We start from the raw sequence: 24,025 nt of genomic DNA, 5'->3' as shown, positions 1-24,025 counted from the left end.
CGGACCCGCACCCGACAACACACCCCCGCGCGAAGGGGCGCAGCCCCTGGGGGATGGGACGGGTAGGGGCGGCGGGGGCGAGGCGAATCGTCAGGGCGAAGCCGGCGGGTACAGCGAGCGCGGCAGCTGCGAAGCCGCCGCCGCGTCCAGGAGCCACAGCGTGCGGGACCTCCCGGACGCGCCCGCCGCCGGCGCCTGAATCTCCCCCGCACCCGACAACGCGATCGCCGCCGCCCGAGCCTTGTCCTCACCGGCGGCCAGCAACCACACCTCCCGCGCCGCCCGAATCGCCGGCAACGTCAACGTCACCCGGGTCGGCGGCGGCTTCGGCGCCCCCCGCACCCCCACCACCGTCCGCTCGGTCTCCCGGACGGCGGGCAACTCGGGGAACAGCGAGGCCACATGCGTGTCCGGCCCGACCCCCAGCATCAGCACATCGAACGTCGGCACCGCCCCATGGTTCTCCGGCCCCGCCGCTCGCGCCAACTCCTCCGCGTACGCCCCGGCCGCCGCGTCCACATCGGCACCCCACGGCCCGTCCGACGCGGGCATCGCGTGCACCCGCTTCGGATCCAGCGGCACCGAGTCCAGCAGCGCCTCCCGGGCCTGGGTGACATTGCGCTCCGGGTCGCCCTCGGGCAGGAACCGCTCGTCACCCCACCACAGGTCCAGCCGGGCCCAGTCGATGGCGTCCCGGGCGGGCGCCGCCGCCAGCGCGGCGAGCAGCCCGTTGCCGTTGCGGCCACCCGTGAGGACCACCGAGGCGTAGCCGCGCGAGGCCTGCGCGTCCACCACCTTGGTGATCAGCCGGGCCGCCGCGGCCTGCGCCATCAGCTCCTTGTCGTGGTGCACGACCAGCTGCGGAGTACTCACGGTGCCGTCGCCTTCTTCACGGGCGGCATCTGCGCCGGAGTGGGCCGCTCGGAGTCGTCGTCACCGACCGACCCCGCGACACCGGCCGACTCGGCAGACCCGACCGACCCCGACGGAGCGGCCGGCGGCAACGCGGGCGCGGACGTACGGGCTGGAGCGGCAGCAGACGAGACACCCGAACCCAGCGCGGAGCCGGATACCGATCCGGAGCCAGAAGCAGAGCCGGATACCGATCCGGAGCCAGAACCGACCCCGGAAACCGAAGCACCCCCCGGAGCAGCGGCCGAGGCCGTCGCGGCCGTCAACGCACTCCCCGTCGAACCTCCCAACCGATCCACCCCGAACCGCAGCGCCGAAGCGTACGTGTCGTCCGGGTCGAGCCTGCGCAGCTCCTCCGCCAGCAGCTCGGACGTCTCGCGGCGCTTCAGCGCGACCGCGCGGTCCGGCTGGTCCTCCAGCGTGAGCAGGGCGAGGCCCCCGTTGGGCCGGTAGAGCCGGATGGGCCCCGTGCTGGTCAGCATCCGCACCTCGTTGAGGCCGGGCCCGGCCGACACCCCACGCCGTACATGGACGTGGAGCCGGTCCGCCAGCCACATCGCCAGCAGTTCCACGCTCGGGTTGTACTGCTCGCCCTGCACCTCCGCGGAGATGACCTCGCAGTCCACCTGGTCGAGCGCGGCGGCCAGCATGGAGCGCCACGGGGTGATCCGGGTCCAGGCCAGATCCGTGTCGCCGGGCTCGTAGTTGTCGGCGCGGGTCCGCAGTTCCTCGATGGGCTTCTCGGCGGCGTAGCTGTCGGTGACCCGGCGCTGGCCGAGCGCGCCCAGCGGATCGCGGGCCGGGTCGAGCGGCGCGTTCACCGGCCACCAGACGACGACCGGCGCGTCCGGCAGCAGCAGCGGCAGCACCACCGACTGGGCGTGGTCGGCGACCTCGCCGTACAGCCGCAGCACTACCGTGTCACCGGTGCCCGCGTCCGCGCCCACCCGTACCTCGGCGTCCAGGCGGGACTTCGTACGGTCGCGGGGGGAGCGGGAGACCCGCTTGATGACCACGATCGTGCGCGACGGGTGCTCGCGCGAGGCGTCGTTGGCGGACTTGAGCGCGTCGTACGCGTTCTCCTCGTCCGTGACGATGACCAGCGTGAGCACCATGCCGACGGCCGGGGTGCCTATCTCCCGGCGGGCCTTCACCAGCGCCTTGTTGATCTTGCTGGCCGTGGTGTCCGTGAGGTCTGTCTTCATGGCCGACGCCAGCTCCGTCCGTCTCGTTCGAGCATCTCGTCCGCCTCGACGGGACCCCACGTGCCCGCCTGGTACTGCGCGGGCCTGCCGCTCTTGTCCCAGTACTCCTCGATCGGGTCGAGGATCTTCCAGGACAGCTCGACCTCCTCGGTGCGCGGGAAGAGGTTCGAGTCGCCGAGCAGGACGTCGAGGATGAGACGCTCGTACGCCTCGGGCGAGGACTCGGTGAAGGACTCGCCGTAGGCGAAGTCCATGGACACGTCCCGGATCTCCATCGAGGTGCCGGGGACCTTCGAACCGAAGCGGACCGTCACGCCCTCGTCGGGCTGGACGCGGATGACGATCGCGTTCTGGCCCAGCTCCTCGGTGGCGGTGGAGTCGAAGGGGGAGTGCGGCGCCCGCTGGAAGACCACCGCGATCTCGGTGACCCGCCGGCCGAGACGCTTGCCGGTCCTCAAGTAGAACGGCACGCCCGCCCAGCGGCGGTTGTCGACCTCGACCTTGATCGCCGCGTAGGTGTCGGTCTTCGACTTGCGGTCGATGCCGTCCTCTTCGAGGTAGCCGATGACCTTCTCGCCGCCCTGCCAGCCGGCCGCGTACTGCGCGAACACGGTGTCCCGGCCCAGGTCCTTCGGCAGCTTCACCGCGCCGAGCACCTTGGTCTTCTCCGCGGCGAGCGCGTCCGCGTCGAAGGACGCGGGCTCCTCCATGGCGGTGAGCGCCATCAGCTGGAGCAGATGGTTCTGGATGACGTCACGGGCCGCGCCGATGCCGTCGTAGTAGCCCGCCCGGCCGCCGATGCCGATGTCCTCGGCCATCGTGATCTGGACGTGGTCGACGAAGGACCTGTTCCAGATCGGCTCGAACATGGTGTTGGCGAAGCGGAGCGCCAGGATGTTCTGGACGGTCTCCTTGCCGAGGTAGTGGTCGATACGGAAGACCTGGTCCGGGGCGAAGACCTCTTCCACGGTCGTGTTGAGGTCCTCGGCCGACGCCAGATTGTGGCCGAACGGCTTCTCGATGACCGCGCGCCGCCAGGAGCCACCGCTCTGGTCCGCCAGCCCGTGCTTCTTCAGCTGCTGGATGACGACCGGGAACGCGGACGGCGGCACGGACAGATAGAAGGCGAAGTTGCCGCCCGTGCCCTGTGCCTTGTCCAGCTCCTGGATGGTGTCGCGCAGCCGCTCGAAGGAATCGTCGTCGTCGAAGGTGCCCTGGACGAACCGCATGCCCTGGATGAGCTGCTGCCAGACCTCCTCGCGGAAGGGCGTGCGCGCGTGCTCCTTGACCGCGTCGTGCACCTCCTGCGCGAAGTCCTCGTTGGCCCACTCCCGGCGTGCGAAGCCGACGAGCGAGAAGCCCGGCGGCAGCAGTCCGCGGTTGGCGAGGTCGTACACGGCAGGCATCAGCTTTTTGCGTGACAAATCGCCTGTGACGCCGAAGATGACCAGGCCCGACGGCCCCGCGATACGCGGGAGCCGTCGGTCCGCGGCGTCACGCAGCGGATTGCTGCTCGACAAGGTGTTCAGCCCTCCGAGGGTGCGAGGCGCTGAAGCTCCGCCTCGGTCGACTTGAGCAGGTCGTTCCAGGACGCCTCGAACTTCTCGACGCCCTCGTCCTCCAGCAGCTGCACGACCTCGTCGTACGAGATCCCGAGCTTCTCCACCGCGTCCAGCTCGGCACGCGACTGCTCGTACGTGCCGGCGATCGCGTTGCCGCGGATCTCACCGCTCGTCGCGGTGGCCTCCAGCGTGGCCTCCGGCATGGTGTTCACCGTGTTCGGCGCGACCAGCTCGTCGACGTACAGCGTGCTCTTGTACGCCGGGTCCTTGACGCCGGTCGAGGCCCACAGCGGACGCTGCTTGTTGGCGCCCGCGCTCTCCAGGGCGCTCCAGCGCGCGCCGTCGAAGACCTCTTCGTACGCCTGGTACGCGAGGCGGGCGTTGGCGACACCGGCCTTGCCGCGGGCGGCCTTGGCCGCGTCCGTGCCGAGCGCGTCGATCCGCTTGTCGATCTCGGTGTCCACGCGGGACACGAAGAAGGACGCCACCGAGTGGATCTTGGAGAGGTCCAGGCCGCGCTCCTTGGCCTTCTCCAGACCGGCCAGGTAGGCGTCCATGACCGCGCGGTAGCGCTCCAGCGAGAAGATCAGCGTGACGTTGACGCTGATGCCGAGACCGATGGTCTCGGTGATCGCGGGCAGGCCCGCCTTCGTCGCCGGGATCTTGATCAGGGTGTTCGGGCGGTCCACCAGCCAGGCCAACTGCTTGGCCTCGGCGACGGTCGCCCCCGTGTTGTGGGCGAGACGCGGGTCGACCTCGATGGAGACCCGGCCGTCCTGACCGTTGGTCGCGTCGAAGACCGGGCGCAGGATGTCGGCGGCGTCGCGGACGTCCGCCGTCGTGATCATCCGGATGGCCTCGTCGACGGTGACCTTGCGGGCGGCGAGGTCGGCGACCTGCTGCTCGTAGCCGTCACCGCTGCTGATCGCCTTCTGGAAGATCGACGGGTTGGTGGTGACGCCCACGACGTGCTGCTGGTCGAGGAGCTCGGCGAGGTTGCCGGACGTGATGCGCTTGCGCGACAGGTCGTCCAGCCAGATCGCGACGCCCTCCTCGGAGAGGCGCTTGAGTGCGTCTGTCATGGAATTACATCTCCTACGTGTGTATGTAAGCGTCCGTGAGCGTCAGCGCTGAGCGGCGGCCAGGGATTCCTGCGCGACCGCGGCCACGTTCTCGGCGGTGAAGCCGAACTCGCGGAAGAGGACCTTGCCGTCGGCCGAAGCGCCGAAGTGCTCCAGCGAAACGATGCGACCGGCGTCCCCGACGTACTTGTGCCAGGTGAGCCCGATCCCGGCCTCGACCGCGACACGCGCCTTGACGGACGGCGGCAGAACGCTGTCCCGGTACCCCTGGTCCTGCTCCTCGAACCACTCCACGGACGGCATGGACACCACCCGCGTGGGCACGCCCTGCGCCTGCAACTGCTCGCGCGCGTCGACGGCGACATGCACCTCGGACCCGGTGGCGATCAGGATCACCTGAGCGTCACCGCCGTCCGCCTCGAAGAGCACGTAACCGCCCTTGGCGGCCTCCTCGTTGGCCTCGTACGTCGGCACACCCTGACGGGTCAGCGCGAGGCCGTGCGGGGCGCCCTTGCCGAACTCCTTGGTGTAGCGCTTGAGGATCTCGCGCCAGGCGATCGCCGTCTCGTTGGCGTCGGCCGGGCGGACCACGTTCAGACCCGGGATCGCCCGCAGCGCGGCCAGGTGCTCGACCGGCTGGTGCGTCGGACCGTCCTCGCCGAGACCGATGGAGTCGTGCGTCCACACGTACGTCACCGGCAGGTGCATCAGCGCGGACAGGCGCACCGCGTTGCGCATGTAGTCGGAGAACACGAGGAACGTGCCGCCGAAGACACGGGTGTTGCCGTGCAGCGCGATGCCGTTCATCTCCGCGGCCATGGCGTGCTCACGGATACCGAAGTGGATCGTGCGGCCGTAGGGGTTCGCCTCCGGCAGCGGGTTGTCCGCCGGGAGGAACGACGACGTCTTGTCGATCGTCGTGTTGTTCGAACCGGCGAGGTCGGCGGAGCCGCCCCACAGCTCGGGCACGACCGCGCCGAGCGCCTGGAGGATCTTGCCGGACGCGGCGCGCGTCGCGACACCCTTGCCCGTCTCGAACTCCGGCAGGTGCGACTCCCAGCCCTCGGGCAGCTCGCCCGCGCTGATCCGGTCGAACTCGGCGGCCCGCTCGGCGTCGCCGTCGCGCCACTCCTGGAACCGCTTCTCCCAGACGGCACGGGCTTCGAGCCCACGCTCGCCGAGGGCGCGCGTGTGCGCGATGACCTCGTCGGAGACCTCGAAGTTCTTCTCCGGGTCGAAGCCGAGGACCCGCTTGGTGGCGGCGACCTCGTCCGCGCCGAGCGCCGAGCCGTGCGCGGCCTCGGTGTTCTGCGCGTTCGGGGCGGGCCAGGCGATGATCGAACGCATCGCGATGAACGACGGCCGGTCGGTGACGGCCTTCGCCGCCTCGATCGCCTCGAACAGCGCGGCCGGGTCGAGGTCGCCGTTCTCCTTCGGCTGGACGCGTTGCACGTGCCAGCCGTACGCCTCGTACCGCTTCGCGGTGTCCTCGGAGACGGCCGTCTCGGTGTCGCCCTCGATCGAGATGTGGTTGTCGTCCCACAGCAGGACCAGGTTGCCGAGCTTCTGGTGACCGGCCAGCGAGGACGCCTCGGCGGAGATGCCCTCCTGGAGGCAGCCGTCACCGGCGATCACGAAGATGTGGTGGTCGAACGGCGACTCGCCGACCGCGGCCTCCGGGTCGAACAGACCGCGCTCGTACCGCGCGGCCATCGCCATGCCCACGGCGTTGGCGACACCCTGGCCGAGCGGCCCGGTCGTCGTCTCGACGGCCTTGGTGTGCCCGTACTCGGGGTGCCCCGGGGTCTTCGAACCCCAGGTGCGGAAGGACTCGAGGTCCGCCAGCTCCAGGCCGAAACCGCCCAGGTACAGCTGGATGTAGAGGGTCAAGGAGGAGTGGCCGGCGGACAGGACGAACCTGTCACGGCCCACCCAGTCGGGGTCGGCGGGGTCGTGGCGCATCACCTTCTGGAAGAGGGTGTACGCGGCGGGCGCGAGGCTCATCGCCGTACCCGGATGGCCGTTGCCGACCTTCTGTACGGCGTCGGCTGCCAGGACTCGGGCGGTGTCGACGGCGCGCTGGTCCAATTCGGTCCACGCGAGGTCTGTAGTGGTCGGCTTGGTGCTCACCCTGGGTCAGGGCTCCTCTCCACATGTCTCGTGCCGGTGTTCTTCACGGCACCGGCCGTTGTCGAGCCTACCCCCGTAGGAACGCGCGTTTTTTCGAGTCATTCCAGACTGCCGGGACTATGTCCGGTCCGCCTCCCGACCCGGCATTCCGCATGGTGAGACCTGAGGGTTCCGCTGTTCGACATCTGAATACGGAGCCGCTCGTCCGACTGCTCAACCGAAGTGTGTTCGGCTCGTCCCGGGGCGCCCGCCAACACGACCCCACCCCCTTGAAAGGCTGGCTCTGGGCAACGTCTACAGTGGCGTGGTACGCGCGAGCCGTTACGGGGAGTTCACAACCGGAGGCTTGCTGAGGAGTCTCTGTCAGGGGTGTGCGTGACGGCCGTCGAATCCCGTCCACCGGGAGTGCTTGGCGCGAGCAGCACGAGCAGCAGCCGGGGTCAGCGGCCGATCGGGGCCCGGGTCAAGGCCTTCGTGGCGCTGACGAAGCCACGGATCATCGAACTGCTGCTGATCACCACCGTGCCGGTGATGTTCCTGGCGGAACAGGGTGTTCCGGACCTCTGGCTGGTGCTCGCCACCTGCGTCGGCGGTTATCTCTCCGCCGGCGGCGCCAACGCGCTCAACATGTACATCGACCGGGACATCGACGCGCTCATGGAGCGCACGTCGCAGCGTCCGCTGGTCACCGGGATGGTCACCCCGCGTGAGGGCCTGGTCTTCGGCCTCGCCCTCGCCGTGATCTCCACCGCCTGGTTCGGCGTCCTCGTCAACTGGCTGTCCGCCTGGCTGTCGCTCGGGGCGCTCCTCTTCTACGTCGTCGTCTACACGATGATCCTCAAACGGCGTACGTCCCAGAACATCGTCTGGGGCGGTATCGCCGGCTGTATGCCGGTCCTCATCGGCTGGTCCGCCGTCACGAACTCGATGTCGTGGGCCGCGGTCATCCTCTTCCTCGTCATCTTCTTCTGGACCCCGCCGCACTACTGGCCCCTGTCCATGAAGGTGAAGGAGGACTACGCCCGCGTCGGCGTCCCGATGCTCCCGGTGGTCGCCTCCAACAAGGTGGTCGCCCGGCAGATCGTCCTCTACAGCTGGGTGATGGTCGCCGTCTCCCTGATGCTGACCCCCCTCGGCTACACGGGCTGGTTCTACACCTCGGTCGCCCTGGTCACCGGCGGCTGGTGGCTCTGGGAGGCCCACGCCCTCCAGACCCGCGCGAAGAACGGCGCGACGGGCGGCAAGCTCAAGGAAATGCGCCTGTTCCACTGGTCGATCACGTACGTCTCGCTGCTCTTCGTGGCGGTGGCGGTGGACCCCTTCCTGCGCTGAGCGCGCCTTGAGGGACGCGGGGCTGTATCGATGTGCGGCTCCGCCGCGTGGGCGCGAGCAACCACGACGGGCCCGAACGCACCCACTCACCACAACGCGCGACGGCGAGTGGCCAAGCCCACAAACCCCACCATCGCCGCCCGCTCTACCCATCGGTAGCATCCTGCCCATGGCAGACACCAAGCAGGCAGACGAGGCCAAGGCAACCAAGGCCGCCGCGAAGGCCGAGCGCCGAGCGACCCGGCTCGCCAAGCAGATCGGCGCCTTCGCGAAGGCGCACCGCGGCGCCGAGGCCCAGGTCGCCTACATCGGCGAACAGGGCGCCCGCATCGTCCTGGTCGGCGAGGACGGCGGCTGGGGCGACCTGGTCGCCCCGTCGTACGCGATCGCCGAGGCGGCCGTGGCCAAGGCCGGCGTCACCGTCCACGAGGACTTCGACGGCGAGTTCGCCGCCAAGGTCACGACCGGCCCGTACGAGTGGTCGCGGATGGCCGGAATCCAGGTCGGCGGCCCGAGCAACAGCAACACCTGAGCCCGGCTCACCCGTTAGGACCTGTGGGAGTTCACAGGTCCAGCCCCGGGGAGCCCGATGATCGAGACGCCGTCCCTCGTGGACCAGTACTGCCACGGCGTACTGCGCACGGAGCTGGGCCTCGGCACCTTCGAGGCCCACCTCGCCCGCAGCGAGGGCCCGCCCGCGCCCGGCACCACCTTCTTCGACACCCAGACGGGCTTCGCCGTACGCCGCTGGTGCCCGCCCCTGCTGGGCCTGGAACCGCACTGCCCACCGGCCCGCTATCTCGCCCGCCGCCGCGAACTGGGCGTCCTGGAATCGGGCCGCAGACTTCTCCGGGGCAGCGGCATCACCACCTATCTCGTCGACACGGGACTGCCGGGTGACCTCACCGGACCGCGTGAGATGGCCTCCACCGGGGACGCGGACGCCCATGAGATCGTCCGCCTCGAACTCCTCGCCGAACAGGTCGCCGACACCTCCGGCACGGTCGAGTCGTTCCTGGCCAATCTCGCCGAGTCCATGCACGCCGCCGCCGAGAACGCCGTCGCCTTCACCTCGGTCGCGGGCGTACGGCACGGACTGGCGTTCGCGCCGGAGCCGCCCGGTCCGGGGGAGGTGCGGGGCGCGGTGGGGCGCTGGCTCGCGCACCGGCCGGTCGGCGGGGCGCTCACCGACCCGGTCCTGCTGCGCCATCTGCTGTGGATCGCCGTCGCCTCCGGGCGCCCGCTCCAACTCCACGCCGGCCTCGGCGAACCCGGGCTGCGCATCGACGCCACCGACCCCGTCCTGCTCACCGACTTCGCCCGCTCCACGGCGGGCCTCGGCACCGATCTGGTGCTGCTGCACGGCTACCCGTACCACCGCCACGCGGCCCACCTCGCCGGTGTCTTCCCGCATGTCTACGCCGACCTGGGCGCCGAACTCGTCCGCACCGGCGCCCGCGCCACCGCCGTACTCGCCGAGGTCCTCGAACTCGCCCCCTTCGGCAAGCTCCTCTTCTCCAGCGGCGCCCACGGCCTGCCCGAGCTGCACGTCGTCGGGGCCCGGCTGTTCCGCGAGGCGCTGGCCCGGGTGCTGGGCACCTGGGTGGCGGAGGGCGCCTGGTCCCTGACGGACGCCCAGCGCGTGGCGGGGCTGATCGCGGCGGGGAACGCGCGGCGGGTGTACGGGCTGGGGTGAGCCGGAGAGACTGGCCGCATGACACGCAGCGACGCGACCGCCCCCTTACCCGACGCGGGCGCCGCCACCGAGGCCCTGGTCGGACGCTTCCTCGACGAACTGGGGGCACTCGCCCCGCTCGCCGTCTGGGCCCACGGTTCCCTGGGCGGGGGCGACTACCAGGAGGGCCGCAGCGACCTGGATCTGATCGCCGTCCTGGACGGCCCGGTCACCACCCGCACCGTCTGGCGCGCGGGCCGGCTGCACGCCCGGCTGCGCCACGAGCCGCTCGCACCCCTCCTGCACTGCACCTATCTGACGCCCGGCACGGCGGCCGACGCCGAGCGCGGGCATCTGACCTGGGCGCACGGGCGGCTCTTCCGGCGGACGGTCACCCCGGTCACCCGGCGCGAACTGCACACCTTCGGCCTGGTCCTGCACGGCGAACCGCCGAAGGCGCTGCTGCCGCCGGTCTCCGACATCGAGCTGGACGCCTTCGTCGTCCGCGACCAGAGGGAGTTCTGGCGCCCGGTGGTCGACCGGGCCCACCTGTGGGACCGGGACGTCTGGGTCGACCTCGGACTGCTGACCTTCGCCCGCGCCACCGCCACCCTGCGCGACGGCCGCCTGATCTCCAAGAGTGAGGCCCTGGACCTGCTACCCACCCTGGGCGCCCCCACCGAGGTCGTCGAGGACATCCGCCGACGCCGCTACGGCGAACGGGCCGAGGAAGTGCCGTACCGGGGCGAGCTGACCCGGCTGTTCCTCGGCCCGGCGATCGACGACCTGGTTGCGGTCCACGGCTGACTCAGCCGTTTGCGGCGACCGGTGTCTCCGCCGCCGTAGGGGTGGGGACGTCGACCTCGTCGGCCGGTCGCTCCCGCAGGGACAGCAGCACCCGCAGGGTGGCGATCCACACCAGGCAGGAACCGAACATATGGGCGCCGACCAGAACCTCGGGGAGGTCGGTGAAGTACTGGACGTAGCCGATGACACCCTGTGCGAGGAGGACCAGGAACAGGTCGCGGGTGCGGTTCAGGGGGTCGCGTGGGGCGTCGACCGCCTTCAGGACGAACCACAGGGCGAAGGTCAGCGTCACCACGATCCAGGCCAGGACCGCGTGCAGCTTGGTGACGTTCTCCCAGTTCAGCGGGATGCGCTCGACCTCGCTGGAGTCACCGGCGTGCGGACCGGCGCCCGTGACGACCGTGCCCACCGCGATCAGCAGCAGGGTGACGCCCACCAGCACCCACACCAGCTGCCGCACCGCCTTGCCGACCAGCGGACGCGGCGCCGTGTCGCCCTCGCCGGTGCGGTGCCACATCACGGCGGCGACCGCGATCAGCGCGGTGGAGAGCATGAAGTGCGCGGCCACCGTGTACGGGTTCAGGCCCACGAGGACCACGATGCCGCCGAGCACCGCGTTGCTCATGACCACCCAGAACTGCGTCCAGCCCAGCCGGGTCAGGGCGCGCCGGTACGGCTTCTGGGAGCGCGCGGCGACGATGGCCCAGCCGACCGCCGCGCACAGCACGTACGTCAGCATGCGGTTGCCGAACTCGATGGCACCGTGCACACCCATCGCCCGGGTCGCCGTCAGCGAGTCGTCGGTGCACTTGGGCCAGGTCGGGCAGCCGAGGCCCGACCCGGTGAGCCGTACGGCACCACCGGTCACCACGATGACCACCGCCATGACGAGCGCGGCGAGAGCCGCGCGCCGGACCGTTCGCGGGTCCGGGGTCCAGCGGGCGGCGATGAAGGCGAGCGGGTTGCGCACAGCGGAGACGAGGTCGTCGCGGGTCGGTTTCGGCACGCGCACCATCGTAGGCCGCCGCTTGTGCACGCATTCACGAGGGGTCGCCCTGTGCCTCCGGGCCGCCCTACTCCCAGCGGAAGAACCGCGCCGCCGCGCCCAGCCCCAGCACCGCCCACACGGCGAGGATCCCGAGGTCGGCCCACGGCATGCCGGCGCCGTGCCGGAGGACGTCCCGCAGTCCGTCCGACAGCGCCGAGATCGGCAGCAGCCCGAGCACGCTCTGCGCCGCGTCCGGGAACCTGTCCAGCGGGACGACGACGCCGCCGCCCACGAGCAGCAGCAGGAACACCAGATTGGCCGCCGCGAGCGTCGCCTCCGCCTTGAGCGTGCCCGCCATCAGCAGCCCGAGCCCCGAGAACGCGGCCGTGCCGAGGACGAGGAGGAGCAGTACGGCCAGCGGGTTCCCGTGCGGGTCCCAGCCCATCGCGAAGGCGATCACGGTGAGCAGGGCGACCTGGAGGATCTCCGTGACCAGCACGGACAGTGTCTTCGCGGTCATCAGGCCCCAGCGGGGCAGCGGCGAGACCGCCAGCCGCTTCAGCACGCCGTAGCGGCGCTCGAAACCGGTGGCGATGGCCTGGCCGGTGAACGCCGTCGACATCACGGCCAGTGCGAGGACGCCGGGGGTCAGGAAGTCCACGGCCGTCCCCTCGCCCGTGTCGACGATGTCCACCGAGCCGAAGAGGACCAGCAGCAGGGTCGGGATGACGACCGTCAGCAGCAGCTGCTCGCCGTTGCGCAGCAGCATCCTCGTCTCCAGGACCGCCTGCGCCGCGATCATGCGGGGGAGCGGGGCGGCCCCCGGCCTCGGCGCGTAGGCGCCGGTGTTCGCGTCCGTGCCGGTGCCCGTACTCGTGCTCGCGCTCATGAACGCAGCTCCTTGCCCGTCAGTTCGAGGAACACGTCTTCGAGGGTGTGCCGTTCCACCGAGATCCGGTCCGGCATCACCCCGTGCTGGGCGCACCAGGAGGTGACGGTCGCGAGGAGCTGCGGGTCGATCTTGCCGGTCACCCGGTACGCGCCGGGCGTCAGTTCGGCGGCGGTGGAGTCCGCCGGGAGCGCCTTCAGCAGGGAGGCGACGTCGAGGGCCGGGCGGCCGGTGAAGCGCAGGGTGTTCTCGGCGCCGCCCCGGCACAGCTCCTCGGGCGTGCCCTGGGCGATGACCTTGCCGGCGTCGATGATCGCGACATCGTCCGCGAGCTGCTCGGCCTCGTCCATGTGATGGGTGGTGAGGATGACCGAGACACCGTCCCCGCGCAGGTCGCGGACCAGCTCCCAGGTGGCCCGGCGGGCCTGCGGGTCGAGGCCGGCGGTCGGCTCGTCGAGGAAGACCAGCTCGGGGCGGCCGACCACGGCCATCGCGAGGGCGAGCCGCTGCTGCTGGCCGCCGGAGAGCCGCCGGTAGGTCGTACGGCCGCAACTCCCGAGGCCCAGGCGTTCTGTCAGCGCGTCCACGTCGAGGGGATGGGCGTGCAGCCCGGCCACGTGCCGCAGCATCTCGTCGGCGCGGGCGCCGGAGTAGACGCCGCCGGACTGGAGCATCACGCCGACCCGGGGGCGCAGGGCCGCCGCCTCGCGGACCGGGTCGAATCCGAGCACGGACACCGAACCGGAGTCCGGCTTCCGATAGCCCTCGCAGGTCTCGATCGTGGTCGTCTTGCCCGCGCCGTTCGGGCCGAGTACGGCGGTGACACCCGCCCCGGCCACCAGGTCCAGGCCGTCCACCGCGGTCTTGCCGCCGTATCGCTTCACCAGGGACCGGACCTGGACCACGGGGTCGCTTCGCATGCGCCCGAGTCTAGGTACGCGGCCGGGTGCCGAGACGGGCGGGTCCGGAGATCTCCTCCTCACGGGGACGGTGCAACGGGAGCCAGCGCTCGGCGTACGCCACCGCGTCGGCCACCGGGAACAGACGTACGTCCGCCGCGCCCACCCTGGCCGGGACGATGCCCCGGTCCCGCTCGAAGTCGTGCCCCAGTTCGTCGAACCGGTCCGAGTCGATCGACACCTCGGTCACCACCTCCCAGCCGTCCGGGCCCGGCCGGCCGACCTCGACCAGGGGCGCGGGTATCCGGTACTCGGCCAGATGGAAGCTGGTGCAGGTGTCGTAGCCCGCGCCCAGCAGCAGCACCCGGGCGCCCGCCTGCTCCAGCCGGGCCAGGGGGCTGCGCTCGCCGAGACGGCAGTCGGGGGCGTGGTCCGCGAGGAGCGCCGCCGCGGCCGGGCCGATCGCCGCGAAGGACGTCTGCGGGTGCGCGCTGCGCAGCGCGCCGGGCCAGGTCCGCACGGTCTCCGGGATCACACCGACCCCGCGGGTGGGGGTGATCGCGGGGTCGTAGGCGGGCATGGCGGCGCGGACGGGCTCCCACCACTCCTCGGGCACCGGCGGATGCGCCCAGAGCGCGGGGTCGGAGAGGTCGCCGGACTGGCTGGGGACGACGAGGGTGCCGTCCGGACCGAGCGCGTCGAGCAGTGCTCTCACGACTGTGACGGCGCCTCCGCAGACCCAGCCGAGCGCGCTGAGCGAGGAGTGCGCGAGCAGGGTCTCGCCGGGCTCGACACCGGCGGCGCGCAGGTCCGCCGTGAGGTCGGCGAGAGTGACAAGTGGGCCGGTGGGAGGGGTTGTCGGCATGGTGTGGGAGTCTTCCGGAGTGATCTTCGGGGCGCCACCGGTTTGATCGATCAGTGATCGTTTCCGCAGGTCAGCTTAGGTTTACCTAAGTGATGCACGGCACCGCTCACCCGTCCGGACGCGGCTTGCCCCTGTCTGAGGAATTACGCAACAATGGCGTTGTGAAAAACGTTGGCGAGGCTCCGCAGGAGGAACTCGCGACCGGGGAGCGGTCGACACGCAACCGGGTCGCGCGGTCCATCCTGTCCCACGGTCCGTCGACCGTGGCCGACCTCGCCGGCCGCCTCGGACTCACCCAGGCGGCCGTGCGCCGGCACCTCGACGCGCTCGTCGGCGACGACGTCGTGCAACCCCGTGAGCAGCGCGTCTACGGCGCGCGGACCCGCGGGCGCCCGGCCAAGGTGTTCGCCCTGACGGACTGCGGACGGGACGCCTTCGACCAGTCGTACGACAAGCTGGCCGTGGACGCCCTCAGCTGGATCGCGGACCGGGAGGGCGGGGAGCAGGCCGTCACCGCCTTCGCCCGCGCCCGGATCGCCGCCGAGGCCCGTGCCTACCGCGAGGCCGTCGAGGCCGCCGCGCCCGAAGAGAAGACCGAAGCCCTGGCCAAGGCCTTGAGCGCCGACGGGTACGCTGCTACGGCACGCAGTGCCCCCCACCCCCACCAGGGTGAGCAGCTCTGCCAGCACCACTGCCCGGTGGCCCATGTGGCCGAGCGGTTCCCACAGCTCTGCGAGGCCGAGACCGAGCTCTTCGCCGAACTGCTCGGTACGCACGTCCAGCGGCTGGCCACCATCGCCCACGGCGACGGCGTCTGCACGACGTTCATCCCCAGAATTTCCAAGCAAGCCCACGACACCGCATCAGCAAGCACCGCCGGGAGGAACCCCGCATGACGCTCCCCATTGAGGAGACCGCCCACCCCGAGCTCGAGGGCCTGGGCAACTACGAGTACGGCTGGGCCGACTCCGACGTGGCCGGTGCCTCTGCCAAGCGCGGTATCAACGAGGACGTCGTCCGCGACATCTCCGCGAAGAAGAGCGAGCCGGAGTGGATGACCAAGCTCCGTCTCAAGGGCCTGCGCCTGTTCGAGAAGAAGCCCATGCCGAACTGGGGCTCGGACCTGTCGGGCATCGACTTCGACAACATCAAGTACTTCGTGCGTTCCACCGAGAAGCAGGCCGCTTCCTGGGAGGAACTGCCGGAGGACATCAAGAACACCTACGACAAGCTCGGCATCCCCGAGGCGGAGAAGCAGCGCCTCGTCGCCGGTGTCGCGGCCCAGTACGAGTCCGAGGTCGTCTACCACCAGATCCGTGAGGACCTGGAGGAGCAGGGCGTCATCTTCCTCGACACCGACACCGCCCTCAAGGAGCACCCGGAGCTCTTCAAGGAGTACTTCGGCACGGTCATCCCGGTCGGCGACAACAAGTTCGCGTCGCTGAACACCGCGGTGTGGTCCGGCGGCTCCTTCATCTACGTGCCGAAGGGCGTGCACGTCGAGATCCCGCTCCAGGCCTACTTCCGGATCAACACGGAGAACATGGGCCAGTTCGAGCGGACGCTGATCATCGTCGACGAGGACGCCTACGTCCACTACGTCGAGGGCTGCACGGCCCCGATCTACAAGTCGGACTCCCTGCACTCCGCGGTCGTCGAGATCATCGTGAAGAAGGGCGCCCGCTGCCGCTACACGACCATCCAGAACTGGTCGAACAACGTCTACAACCTGGTCACCAAGCGCGCCGTGGCGTACGAGGGCGCGACCATGGAGTGGATCGACGGCAACATCGGCTCCAAGGTCACCATGAAGTACCCGGCCGTCTACCTGATGGGCGAGCACGCCAAGGGCGAGACCCTCTCCATCGCCTTCGCGGGCGAGGGCCAGCACCAGGACGCCGGCTCCAAGATGGTCCACATGGCGCCGAACACCTCCTCCAACATCGTGTCGAAGTCCGTGGCGCGTGGTGGCGGCCGTACGTCCTACCGCGGTCTCGTCGAGATCGGCGAGGGCGCGCCCGGCTCCAAGTCGAACGTCCTGTGCGACGCGCTGCTCGTCGACACCATCTCCCGCTCGGACACGTACCCGTACGTCGACGTCCGTGAGGACGATGTGTCCATGGGCCACGAGGCCACCGTCTCCAAGGTCAGTGACGACCAGCTCTTCTACCTGATGAGCCGCGGCATGACCGAGTTCGAGGCGATGGCGATGATCGTGCGCGGCTTCGTCGAGCCGATCGCGAAGGAGCTGCCCATGGAGTACGCGCTGGAGCTCAACCGGCTGATCGAGCTGCAGATGGAAGGCGCGGTCGGCTAAAGCCGGCCCGCCTCCCGGCAACGGCCCGCCTCATGGGCGGGCCGAGGATCTCAACGACGCAGGAAAGAGAGCAGACCGACAGCCATGGCTGAGGCTCAGAACATCCCGGTGGGCAGCACGACCGCCGGCCAGATCGCGGTGGCCGCCGAGTCGACCGTCGCCACGCGCATGAGCGCGCCCCCGTCCTTCGACGTGGCGGACTTCCCGGTCCCGCACGGCCGCGAGGAGGAGTGGCGGTTCACCCCGCTGGAGCGGCTGCGCGGACTGCACGACGGCACCGCCGTCGCGACCGGTGACGGCCTGAAGGTCGATGTGCGGGCCCCCGAGGGCGTCACCGTCGAGGCCGTCGGCCGCGACGACGCCCGCCTTCGCCGGGCCGGCGCCCCCGTGGACCGCGTCGCGGCCCAGGCGTACTCGGCGTTCGAGAAGGCCGGAGTGATCACCGTCCCCAAGGAGACGGTCCTCACCGAGCCCATCCGGATCGCCGTGCACGGCGAGGGCGCCACCGCCTTCGCCCACCAGGTGATCGAGCTGGGCCCCTTCGCCGAGGCCGTCGTCGTCATCGACCACACCGGTGACGCCGTCCTCGCCGCGAACGTCGACTACCTCCTCGGTGACGGCGCCAAGCTGACCGTCGTCTCCGTCCAGGACTGGGACGACAAGGCCGTGCACGTGGCCCAGCACAACGCCCTCATCGGCCGGGACGCGAGCTTCAAGTCGGTCGTCGTCACCTTCGGCGGCGACGTCGTACGCCTCCACCCGCGCGTGACCTACGCCGGCACCGGCGGCGAGGCCGAGCTGTTCGGGCTGTACTTCACGGACGCCGGCCAGCACCAGGAGCACCGACTCCTGGTCGACCACAACGTCCCGCACTGCAAGTCGAACGTCGTCTACAAGGGCGCGCTCCAGGGCGAGGGCGCCCACGCCGTGTGGATCGGCGATGTGCTGATCGAGGCCAAGGCCGAGGGCACCGACACCTACGAGATGAACCGGAACCTGGTCCTCACGGACGGCGCCCGGGTCGACTCGGTGCCGAACCTGGAGATCGAGACCGGTGAGATCGTCGGCGCCGGCCACGCCTCCGCGACCGGCCGCTTCGACGACGAGCAGCTCTTCTACCTGATGGCCCGCGGCATCCCGGCCGACGAGGCCCGCCGTCTCGTCGTCCGCGGCTTCTTCGCCGAACTGGTCCAGCAGATCGGTGTGGACGACATCCAGGAACGCCTTCTCGTGAAGATCGACGAGGAGCTGGAGACTGTGACTGGATCGGGTCGATGACCTTCGTACGCGCCTGTGGGCTGAGCGAGCTGGAGGAGGACACCCCCAAGCGGGTGGAACTCGACGGCACGCCGGTCTCGGTCGTGCAGACCGAGGGCGAGGTGTTCGCCATCCACGACATCTGCTCGCACGCGAACGTCTCGCTCTCCGAGGGCGAGGTGGAGGACTGCCAGATCGAGTGCTGGCTGCACGGCTCCGCGTTCGACCTCAGAACCGGCAAGCCGTCCGGCCTTCCCGCGACGCGCCCCGTCCCCGTATACCCCGTAAAGATCGAAGGGGACGACGTACTCGTCTCCCTCACCCAGGAGTCCTGAGGAACCCATGGCAACGCTTGAAATCCACGACCTGCACGTCACCGTCGAGGCCGACAACGCCACGAAGGAGATCCTCAAGGGCGTCGACCTCACCGTGAAGCAGGGCGAGACGCACGCCATCATGGGCCCCAACGGCTCCGGCAAGTCGACCCTCGCCTACTCGCTCGCGGGCCACCCGAAGTACACGATCACCGGCGGCACCGTCACCCTCGACGGCGAGGACGTCCTGGAGATGTCCGTCGACGAGCGCGCCCGCGCGGGCCTGTTCCTGGCGATGCAGTACCCGGTCGAGATCCCGGGTGTCTCCGTCTCCAACTTCCTGCGCACCTCCGCCACCGCCATCCGCGGCGAGGCCCCCAAGCTCCGGCTGTGGGTCAAGGAGGTCAAGGAGGCCATGCAGCGCCTCAACATGGACCCCGCCTTCGCCGAGCGGAACGTCAACGAGGGCTTCTCCGGCGGTGAGAAGAAGCGCCACGAGATCCTTCAGCTGGAGCTGCTCAAGCCGAAGATCGCGATCCTCGACGAGACGGACTCCGGTCTGGACGTCGACGCGCTGCGCATCGTGTCGGAGGGCGTGAACCGCGTCCGCGAGTCGGGCGAGGTCGGCACCCTGCTGATCACGCACTACACGCGCATCCTGCGCTACATCAAGCCCGACCACGTGCATGTGTTCGCGAACGGCCGTATCGCCGAGTCCGGCGGCCCGGAGCTCGCCGACCAGCTCGAGGCCGAGGGCTACGACAAGTACGTGAAGGGTGGCGCATCCGCGTGACACAGCTGCCGGGCCTCCTCGACACCGAGGCGATCCGCAAGGACTTCCCCATCCTGGACCGCCAGGTCCACGACGGTAAGAAGCTCGTGTACCTGGACAACGCGGCGACCTCGCAGAAGCCGCGCCAGGTGCTGGACGCCCTGAGCGAGTACTACGAGCGCTACAACGCCAACGTCCACCGCGGTGTGCATGTGCTCGCCGAGGAGGCCACGGCGCTGTACGAGGGTGCGCGCGACAAGGTCGCGTCGTTCATCAACGCGCCCAGCCGCGACGAGGTGATCTTCACCAAGAACGCCTCCGAGTCGCTGAACCTCGTGGCGAACATGCTCGGCTGGGCGGACGAGCCCTACCGGGTGGACTCCGAGACCGAGATCGTCATCACGGAGATGGAGCACCACTCCAACATCGTGCCGTGGCAGCTGCTCTCGCAGCGCACGGGCGCGAAGCTGAAGTGGTTCGGGCTGACCGACGACGGCCGGCTCGACCTCTCCAACATCGACGAGATCATCACGGAGAAGACGAAGATCGTCTCCTTCGTGCTGGTGTCCAACATCCTCGGCACGGTCAACCCGGTCGAGGCGATAGTGCGCCGGGCGCAGGAGGTGGGCGCCCTGGTCTGCATCGACGCCTCGCAGGCCGCGCCGCACATGCCGCTGGACGTACAGGCCCTCCAGGCCGACTTCGTGGCCTTCACCGGCCACAAGATGTGCGGTCCGACGGGCATCGGCGTCCTCTGGGGCCGCCAGGAGCTGCTGGAGGACCTGCCGCCGTTCCTCGGCGGCGGCGAGATGATCGAGACCGTGTCGATGCACTCGTCGACCTACGCGCCCGCCCCGCACAAGTTCGAGGCGGGCACCCCGCCGATCGCGCAGGCGGTCGGTCTGGGCGCGGCGATCGACTATCTGAACGCCATCGGCATGGACAAGATCCTCGCCCATGAGCACGCGATCACCGAGTACGCGGTGAAGCGGCTCACGGAGGTCCCCGACCTGAGGATCATCGGCCCGGCCACGGCCGAGGACCGGGGCGCGGCGATCTCCTTCACTCTCGGCGACATCCACCCGCACGACGTGGGCCAGGTCCTCGACGAGCAGGGCATCGCGGTCCGGGTCGGCCACCACTGCGCCCGTCCCGTCTGCCTGCGCTACGGAATTCCCGCGACCACCAGGGCGTCGTTCTATCTGTACTCCACGCCGGCCGAGATCGACGCACTGGTCGACGGCCTGGAGCACGTACGGAACTTCTTCGGCTGAAGGGCGTGAGCTGAGACCGTGAAGCTGGACTCGATGTACCAGGAAGTCATCCTGGACCACTACAAGCACCCGCACGGGCGGGGCTTGCGGGATGGCGACGCCGAGGTGCACCACGTGAACCCGACGTGCGGCGACGAGATCACCCTGCGAGTGAGGTACGACGGCACCACCATCGAGGACGTCTCGTACGAGGGCCAGGGCTGCTCGATCAGCCAGGCCTCGGCCTCCGTACTGAACGACCTCCTCGTCGGCAAGGACCTCGCGGACGCGCGGAAGATCCAGGAGACCTTCCTGGAGCTGATGCAGTCCAAGGGGAAGATCGAGCCGGACGACGCGATGGAGGAGGTGCTGGAGGACGCGGTCGCGTTCGCCGGTGTCTCCAAGTACCCCGCCCGGGTCAAGTGCGCCCTCCTCAGCTGGATGGCGTGGAAGGACGCGACGGCCCAGGCGCTGGGCGCCGACGCCGACGTCGAAAGGAAGACGGCATGAGCGAGACCCTGGAGATGAAGCCGGCCTCCGAGGAGGAGGTCCGCGAGGCCCTGTACGACGTCGTGGACCCCGAGTTGGGCATCGATGTCGTCAACCTGGGCCTGATCTACGGCATTCACATCGACGACGCGAACATCGCGACGATCGACATGACCCTGACCTCCGCGGCCTGCCCGCTGACGGACGTCATCGAGGACCAGGCGAAGTCCGCCACGGACGGCATCGTCAACGAACTCCGTATCAACTGGGTCTGGATGCCCCCGTGGGGCCCCGACAAGATCACCGACGACGGCCGCGAGCAGCTTCGGGCGCTCGGCTTCAACGTCTGAGCACCGATGACATGAGTGTGGCCCCCGGCGATCCGCCGGGGGCCACACTCATGTCATCCGCGCTCGGTGGTGGCTCCGGTCAGGAGAAGCCCTTCACCAGGTTGAACGTGGCGTCCGAGTAGAAGGAGCCGCTGTGTTCGGCGCGTTCCAGGCGGAGCTGGAAGTTGCGGTGGCGGACGTAGTGGCCGGGGTAGTTCACCGACTCCAGCATGACCGAGCCCGAGTAGCCCGAGCGGGGGCAGAAGGTGGCGTCCTGCTTGAAGAGGCGGGAGCCGTCGTTGCCCGACACGCGGAGTACGAAGTTCTGGTGGCGTACGTATCGGCCGTCCGTCATGCGGAACGAGTAGCAGGAGGAGTTGGCGAGGCCGGAGACCACCTTGAAGGAGGAGCCCTCCTTGGTCTCGCTGCCGCTGCGCGAGCTCACCTGGTCCAGCTGGATCACGCCGTTGCGCAGATGCCAGTAGCGGTCCGGGTAGTTGACGGACCGTACGGACTTGCGCGTGGTCGAGGTGGAAGGCGGCTTCCTGGTGGGCGACGTCGTCTTCGACGGCTCGGCGGTCGGCTTGGAGCCGCCCTGCTGCTTGTCGTCGGACGAGTCGGAGTCCTTGGAGCCGTCGGAGTCCTCGCTCTTGTCCTTGCCCTTGTCCTCGCTCTTGCCCCCGTCGCCCTTCGAGCCGCCCTCGGCGCCCTGGGGCTCCGACAGACCGCTCTTGCCGTCCGGTGCCGAGGTCGCCGGAGGCGAATTGGGCGGCAGGGAGAGGGAGGGGAGGACCCGGTCGTCGGCGGCGGTGGTGGTGCCGTTCCGGTCCGACGAGTCATCAGGTCCCGAGCCCTGCAAGGTGATCGCGGTCACGCAGGAGGAGACCACGGCGAGGGCGAGGGCACCGGCCAGCCAGAGGCGGCGGGTGCCCGGTATCCGGGTGTCGTCCGGGGCGACACCCGTCTCCCACACCTTCGCGGATCTGAGCACCGGAAGGTTGGGCGTGTTCTGGTCCGGATCAGGTCCGGGCTTTTGTGGCGGCATGCGCGGTTCCTTCAGCGTCGCCAGATGCGGACGCGAATCGTCATGGGGTCGACAGGGAGGAGCCAGACGCGACCCGGAACGCGAGATTTTCAAGATCATCACATTCGGGAGCTTGACCGTTGAAACAGTAGTGGACCGAGTGACGCCCGGGGGGCCCTTTCAGTGAGCGCTTCCATAACAGAACGGCCCCGAAAGAGGGGCCTCTTGGCGGTCGTCGAGGCTCAATTCGGCCCATATCCAGGCCTGTACACACGATGTGCCTCACGTGGGGAATGTGTACACCCGTACGCACCATGTGTACGCTCGTACACATGGGATATCTGTTGCTCGCCGGCGCCATAGCCGCCGAAGTGGCCGCCACCACCGCCATGAAGTACAGCGAGGGCTTCAGCAAGCTGTGGCCGACAGTGGTCACCGGTGTGGGGTACCTCGTCTCCTTCGTCCTGCTCGCCCAGGCGTTGAAGTCCATGTCCATCGGCACGGCGTACGCGATCTGGTCCGGTGCCGGCACCGCGACTGTCGCCGTGCTCGGTCTGATGCTCTTCGGGGAGGGGCTGAGCGTCCCCAAGGTCGCCGGAATCGTGCTGATCATCGCGGGAGTCGTGGTGCTGAACCTGGGAGGCGCCCACTGATGGCCCGGCGCTATGACCCCGAGCGGCGACAGCGGATCATCGACGCCGCGATCCGGGTCGTGGGGGACAAGGGCATCGCCGGGCTGAGCCACCGCAGCGTGGCCGCCGAGGCGGACGTCCCGCTCGGCTCGACGACGTACCACTTCAAGACCCTCGACGAGCTGTTGGTGGCCACGCTGCGGCAGGCCGACGAGGGCTTCGCGAAGACGTTCGCCGACGCCCTCGGGGACCCGGACACGGACCCCGGCACCGACCTCGCCGCCGAACTGGCCGCGCTGGGCGGCCAGTGGTTCGCGGGCGACCGGACGGGCCTGGAGGTCGAGTACGAGCTGTATCTCGCCGCACTGCGCAGGCCCGCGCTGCGGCCCGTCGCCGACGAGTGGGGACGGGCCTTCGCCGACTGCCTCGCCCGCCGCACCGACCCGGTGACCGCACGGGCGCTGGTCGCGCTGATCGACGGCATCTGCCTCCAGGTGCTGCTGACGGGCGCGCCCTACGACGAGGAGTACGCACGGGAGGTGCTGGCCCGGGTGATTCCCTGAGGCGCCCGCCCCGACGACTTCGCGTGAACCGTGAACCTTCCACCGCCGGTCGGACAACAGGAGGTGACAGGAACACGGCGAAGCAGAAGGCGGGCTTGTGACGAACAGGGGGAGAACCTGGTGAGTGGACCACCGCCACAGACGCAGGCGCGGATCGAGGACGACGCCGAGACCGTCGCCCAGTCGCTGGAACAGCCCGAGCTGTTCGCACGGCTCTACGACCGCTACGCCCCGGACATCCACCGGTACGTGGCCCGGCGGCTCGGCGACGCCCTGGCCGACGACCTCACCGCGGACACCTTCCTCACGGCCTTCCGCATCCGGGCCCGCTACGACCGGGCCCACCCCAACGCCCGCCCCTGGCTGTACGGCATCGCCGGCAACCTCATCGGCAAGCACCGCCGTACGGAGGTCCGGGCCCTCAGGGCGCTGGCCCGCACCGGACACGATCCGGTCGCCGCGTCCTGGAGCCAGACCTGGGTCGAGCGGACCGACAGCCGGGTGGCCGCGCAGGGGCCGCTCGCCGGGGCGCTCGCGGCGCTCCCGGCGGGGGACCGGCATGTGCTGCTGCTCGTCGCCTGGGCCGACCTCAGCTATCAGGAGGTCGCCCAGGCCCTGGACATCCCGGTGGGAACGGTCCGCTCGCGGCTCAACCGCGCGCGGCGGAAGGTACGGACAAGGCTGGGCGCCGACCCGGCGTTCGTCGGCGGCACCGCGGAGGTGGTCTGA

The 24,025-nt window shown here is 69.9% G+C and carries 25 protein-coding genes; 15 read left to right on the top strand and 10 right to left on the bottom strand.

The window, feature by feature from the left end:
* Positions 1-90: 90 nt before the first annotated feature.
* Genes pgl through tkt form a run of 5 tightly spaced genes read right to left on the bottom strand, consistent with a single transcriptional unit; the run spans position 91 to position 6,891 of the window.
* Entirely contained in the window at positions 91-873 is a 783-nt protein-coding gene (gene pgl / locus F9278_RS09775) for a 6-phosphogluconolactonase (RefSeq protein ID WP_152167955.1), read from the bottom strand.
* The gene (gene opcA, locus F9278_RS09770) at positions 870-2,117 is read right to left on the bottom strand and encodes a glucose-6-phosphate dehydrogenase assembly protein OpcA (RefSeq protein WP_152167954.1); all 1,248 of its coding nucleotides are present in this window, start codon (positions 2,115-2,117) and stop codon (positions 870-872) included. The genes pgl and opcA overlap by 4 nt, the downstream gene beginning before the upstream one ends.
* Entirely contained in the window at positions 2,114-3,646 is a 1,533-nt protein-coding gene (gene zwf, locus F9278_RS09765) for a glucose-6-phosphate dehydrogenase (RefSeq protein ID WP_404819006.1), read from the bottom strand. The genes opcA and zwf overlap by 4 nt, the downstream gene beginning before the upstream one ends.
* Complete coding sequence (gene tal / locus F9278_RS09760) at positions 3,643-4,761, bottom strand: transaldolase (RefSeq protein WP_152167952.1); 1,119 nt, start codon at positions 4,759-4,761, stop codon at positions 3,643-3,645. The genes zwf and tal overlap by 4 nt, the downstream gene beginning before the upstream one ends.
* A gap of 42 nt (positions 4,762-4,803) precedes the next feature.
* Positions 4,804-6,891 (bottom strand): transketolase, encoded by a 2,088-nt coding sequence (gene tkt / locus F9278_RS09755; protein WP_152167951.1) that lies wholly within the window; start codon positions 6,889-6,891, stop codon positions 4,804-4,806.
* A 375-nt stretch (positions 6,892-7,266) separates the two neighbouring features.
* Here tkt and F9278_RS09745 point away from each other — a divergent pair, with 375 nt between their 5' ends.
* The 4 genes from F9278_RS09745 (at position 7,267) to F9278_RS09730 (ending at position 10,705) form a co-directional block, all read left to right on the top strand.
* Positions 7,267-8,223 carry a heme o synthase gene (locus F9278_RS09745; protein ID WP_152167950.1) on the top strand — a complete coding sequence of 319 codons (957 nt, stop codon included), beginning with the start codon at positions 7,267-7,269 and terminating at the stop codon, positions 8,221-8,223.
* 169 nt (positions 8,224-8,392) lie between these two features.
* Positions 8,393-8,755 (top strand): hypothetical protein, encoded by a 363-nt coding sequence (locus F9278_RS09740; protein ID WP_152167949.1) that lies wholly within the window; start codon positions 8,393-8,395, stop codon positions 8,753-8,755.
* 57 nt (positions 8,756-8,812) lie between these two features.
* The gene (locus tag F9278_RS09735) at positions 8,813-9,919 is read left to right on the top strand and encodes an amidohydrolase family protein (protein WP_152167948.1); all 1,107 of its coding nucleotides are present in this window, start codon (positions 8,813-8,815) and stop codon (positions 9,917-9,919) included.
* An 18-nt stretch (positions 9,920-9,937) separates the two neighbouring features.
* On the top strand, positions 9,938-10,705 hold the full coding sequence (locus F9278_RS09730; protein WP_152167947.1) for a nucleotidyltransferase: 768 nt from the start codon (positions 9,938-9,940) through the stop codon (positions 10,703-10,705).
* 1 nt (position 10,706) lies between these two features.
* On the opposite strand, the gene F9278_RS09725 is transcribed toward F9278_RS09730, so the two are convergent.
* The 4 genes from F9278_RS09725 to F9278_RS09710 are packed head-to-tail and all read right to left on the bottom strand — an operon-like array spanning position 10,707 to position 14,346.
* A complete protein-coding gene (locus tag F9278_RS09725) occupies positions 10,707-11,720 on the bottom strand; it encodes a COX15/CtaA family protein (RefSeq protein WP_152167946.1) in 1,014 nt (337 codons plus the stop codon).
* A 58-nt stretch (positions 11,721-11,778) separates the two neighbouring features.
* Positions 11,779-12,582, bottom strand: coding sequence for an ABC transporter permease (locus tag F9278_RS09720; protein ID WP_152167945.1), 804 nt, complete (start codon positions 12,580-12,582; stop codon positions 11,779-11,781).
* Positions 12,579-13,502 (bottom strand): ABC transporter ATP-binding protein, encoded by a 924-nt coding sequence (locus F9278_RS09715; RefSeq protein WP_152167944.1) that lies wholly within the window; start codon positions 13,500-13,502, stop codon positions 12,579-12,581. Before F9278_RS09715 ends, F9278_RS09720 begins: the two co-directional genes overlap by 4 nt.
* 10 nt (positions 13,503-13,512) lie before the next feature.
* The gene (locus tag F9278_RS09710) at positions 13,513-14,346 is read right to left on the bottom strand and encodes an aminoglycoside N(3)-acetyltransferase (protein ID WP_152167943.1); all 834 of its coding nucleotides are present in this window, start codon (positions 14,344-14,346) and stop codon (positions 13,513-13,515) included.
* A gap of 161 nt (positions 14,347-14,507) precedes the next feature.
* Between F9278_RS09710 and F9278_RS09705 the strand changes: the two genes are divergently transcribed.
* The 8 genes from F9278_RS09705 (at position 14,508) to F9278_RS09670 (ending at position 21,098) form a co-directional block, all read left to right on the top strand.
* Complete coding sequence (locus F9278_RS09705) at positions 14,508-15,242, top strand: helix-turn-helix transcriptional regulator (RefSeq protein WP_152167942.1); 735 nt, start codon at positions 14,508-14,510, stop codon at positions 15,240-15,242.
* Positions 15,239-16,663 (top strand): Fe-S cluster assembly protein SufB, encoded by a 1,425-nt coding sequence (sufB, locus tag F9278_RS09700; RefSeq protein WP_152167941.1) that lies wholly within the window; start codon positions 15,239-15,241, stop codon positions 16,661-16,663. Before F9278_RS09705 ends, sufB begins: the two co-directional genes overlap by 4 nt.
* A gap of 84 nt (positions 16,664-16,747) precedes the next feature.
* Positions 16,748-17,941, top strand: coding sequence for a Fe-S cluster assembly protein SufD (gene sufD, locus F9278_RS09695; RefSeq protein ID WP_152167940.1), 1,194 nt, complete (start codon positions 16,748-16,750; stop codon positions 17,939-17,941).
* A complete protein-coding gene (locus F9278_RS09690; protein ID WP_152167939.1) occupies positions 17,938-18,255 on the top strand; it encodes a non-heme iron oxygenase ferredoxin subunit in 318 nt (105 codons plus the stop codon). The genes sufD and F9278_RS09690 overlap by 4 nt, the downstream gene beginning before the upstream one ends.
* Before the next feature lie 7 nt (positions 18,256-18,262).
* Complete coding sequence (gene sufC / locus F9278_RS09685) at positions 18,263-19,027, top strand: Fe-S cluster assembly ATPase SufC (protein WP_152167938.1); 765 nt, start codon at positions 18,263-18,265, stop codon at positions 19,025-19,027.
* Positions 19,024-20,280 (top strand): cysteine desulfurase, encoded by a 1,257-nt coding sequence (locus F9278_RS09680; RefSeq protein ID WP_152167937.1) that lies wholly within the window; start codon positions 19,024-19,026, stop codon positions 20,278-20,280. Before sufC ends, F9278_RS09680 begins: the two co-directional genes overlap by 4 nt.
* An 18-nt stretch (positions 20,281-20,298) precedes the next feature.
* Complete coding sequence (gene sufU, locus F9278_RS09675) at positions 20,299-20,769, top strand: Fe-S cluster assembly sulfur transfer protein SufU (protein WP_152167936.1); 471 nt, start codon at positions 20,299-20,301, stop codon at positions 20,767-20,769.
* Positions 20,766-21,098, top strand: coding sequence for a metal-sulfur cluster assembly factor (locus F9278_RS09670; protein ID WP_005477879.1), 333 nt, complete (start codon positions 20,766-20,768; stop codon positions 21,096-21,098). Before sufU ends, F9278_RS09670 begins: the two co-directional genes overlap by 4 nt.
* 79 nt (positions 21,099-21,177) lie before the next feature.
* On the opposite strand, the gene F9278_RS09665 is transcribed toward F9278_RS09670, so the two are convergent.
* Positions 21,178-22,122: an AbfB domain-containing protein gene (locus tag F9278_RS09665; protein ID WP_226966684.1), complete on the bottom strand. Its 945-nt coding sequence runs from the start codon at positions 22,120-22,122 to the stop codon at positions 21,178-21,180.
* Positions 22,123-22,433: 311 nt separating this feature from the next.
* On the opposite strand from F9278_RS09665, the gene F9278_RS09660 reads away from it, so the two are divergent.
* From F9278_RS09660 to F9278_RS09650, 3 genes are all read left to right on the top strand, one after another.
* Positions 22,434-22,754: a DMT family transporter gene (locus tag F9278_RS09660; RefSeq protein WP_152167935.1), complete on the top strand. Its 321-nt coding sequence runs from the start codon at positions 22,434-22,436 to the stop codon at positions 22,752-22,754.
* A complete protein-coding gene (locus tag F9278_RS09655) occupies positions 22,754-23,296 on the top strand; it encodes a TetR/AcrR family transcriptional regulator (RefSeq protein WP_152167934.1) in 543 nt (180 codons plus the stop codon). Before F9278_RS09660 ends, F9278_RS09655 begins: the two co-directional genes overlap by 1 nt.
* Before the next feature lie 120 nt (positions 23,297-23,416).
* On the top strand, positions 23,417-24,025 hold the full coding sequence (locus tag F9278_RS09650) for an RNA polymerase sigma factor (RefSeq protein WP_152167933.1): 609 nt from the start codon (positions 23,417-23,419) through the stop codon (positions 24,023-24,025).

It is taken from the genome of Streptomyces phaeolivaceus (assembly GCF_009184865.1).
GTDB classification, from domain to species: domain Bacteria; phylum Actinomycetota; class Actinomycetes; order Streptomycetales; family Streptomycetaceae; genus Streptomyces; species Streptomyces phaeolivaceus.
This window is presented reverse-complemented; position numbering and strand designations above follow the sequence as displayed.

What these genes read in the sequence shown, in the direction of transcription:
- F9278_RS09725 (WP_152167946.1), bottom strand. Translation starts at nt 11,720, where the DNA reads ATGGTGCGCGTGCCGAAACCGACCCGCGACGACCTCGTCTCCGCTGTG.
- F9278_RS09730 (WP_152167947.1), top strand. Translation starts at nt 9,938, where the DNA reads ATGACACGCAGCGACGCGACCGCCCCCTTACCCGACGCGGGCGCCGCC.
- opcA (WP_152167954.1), bottom strand. Translation starts at nt 2,117, where the DNA reads ATGAAGACAGACCTCACGGACACCACGGCCAGCAAGATCAACAAGGCG.
- F9278_RS09735 (WP_152167948.1), top strand. Translation starts at nt 8,813, where the DNA reads ATGATCGAGACGCCGTCCCTCGTGGACCAGTACTGCCACGGCGTACTG.
- F9278_RS09720 (WP_152167945.1), bottom strand. Translation starts at nt 12,582, where the DNA reads ATGAGCGCGAGCACGAGTACGGGCACCGGCACGGACGCGAACACCGGC.
- F9278_RS09710 (WP_152167943.1), bottom strand. Translation starts at nt 14,346, where the DNA reads ATGCCGACAACCCCTCCCACCGGCCCACTTGTCACTCTCGCCGACCTC.
- sufD (WP_152167940.1), top strand. Translation starts at nt 16,748, where the DNA reads ATGGCTGAGGCTCAGAACATCCCGGTGGGCAGCACGACCGCCGGCCAG.
- F9278_RS09660 (WP_152167935.1), top strand. Translation starts at nt 22,434, where the DNA reads ATGGGATATCTGTTGCTCGCCGGCGCCATAGCCGCCGAAGTGGCCGCC.
- F9278_RS09740 (WP_152167949.1), top strand. Translation starts at nt 8,393, where the DNA reads ATGGCAGACACCAAGCAGGCAGACGAGGCCAAGGCAACCAAGGCCGCC.
- tal (WP_152167952.1), bottom strand. Translation starts at nt 4,761, where the DNA reads ATGACAGACGCACTCAAGCGCCTCTCCGAGGAGGGCGTCGCGATCTGG.
- F9278_RS09670 (WP_005477879.1), top strand. Translation starts at nt 20,766, where the DNA reads ATGAGCGAGACCCTGGAGATGAAGCCGGCCTCCGAGGAGGAGGTCCGC.
- F9278_RS09665 (WP_226966684.1), bottom strand. Translation starts at nt 22,122, where the DNA reads ATGCCGCCACAAAAGCCCGGACCTGATCCGGACCAGAACACGCCCAAC.
- F9278_RS09690 (WP_152167939.1), top strand. Translation starts at nt 17,938, where the DNA reads ATGACCTTCGTACGCGCCTGTGGGCTGAGCGAGCTGGAGGAGGACACC.
- sufC (WP_152167938.1), top strand. Translation starts at nt 18,263, where the DNA reads ATGGCAACGCTTGAAATCCACGACCTGCACGTCACCGTCGAGGCCGAC.
- F9278_RS09655 (WP_152167934.1), top strand. Translation starts at nt 22,754, where the DNA reads ATGGCCCGGCGCTATGACCCCGAGCGGCGACAGCGGATCATCGACGCC.
- F9278_RS09715 (WP_152167944.1), bottom strand. Translation starts at nt 13,502, where the DNA reads ATGCGAAGCGACCCCGTGGTCCAGGTCCGGTCCCTGGTGAAGCGATAC.
- sufB (WP_152167941.1), top strand. Translation starts at nt 15,239, where the DNA reads ATGACGCTCCCCATTGAGGAGACCGCCCACCCCGAGCTCGAGGGCCTG.